The sequence below is a fragment of the Flavobacterium soyae genome (assembly GCF_021245985.1).
GTDB classification, from domain to species: Bacteria; Bacteroidota; Bacteroidia; order Flavobacteriales; family Flavobacteriaceae; genus Flavobacterium; species Flavobacterium soyae.
Genome location: NZ_JAJQXA010000072.1, coordinates 1 through 279, shown reverse-complemented (window position 1 = coordinate 279; position 279 = coordinate 1). Strand labels below are relative to the sequence as shown.

General features: G+C 61.6%; 1 protein-coding gene. It reads left to right on the top strand.

Annotated features, from left to right (window positions below):
- Window positions 1–235 (top strand): exodeoxyribonuclease VII large subunit (locus LUU93_RS21970; protein WP_232683239.1); only part of this gene is annotated, 235 nt, incomplete at its 5' end.
- Window positions 236–279 lie beyond the last annotated feature (44 nt).

Here is a 279-nt window from a genome sequence, read left to right as displayed (position 1 = left end):
GAAAAACCGCCGCGTGCAATTGCACAACCAGATGCAGACGCTGCACATTGTCAGCCCCCTGGCGACCCTCGGCCGCGGCTACAGCATTTTGCTCGACGAACGCGGCCAGGCGATCCGCAGTGCCGGGCAAACCCAGACCGGCCAGCGCCTGACCGCCAAGCTCGGCGAAGGCGAATTGCTGGTACGGGTCGAAGACAATCACCTGACGCCGGTCACCCTTTCTTTACTGGATTGATTCATGCCGCGATATCTCGCCCCCTTGCTCTTGCTGTGCCTGAC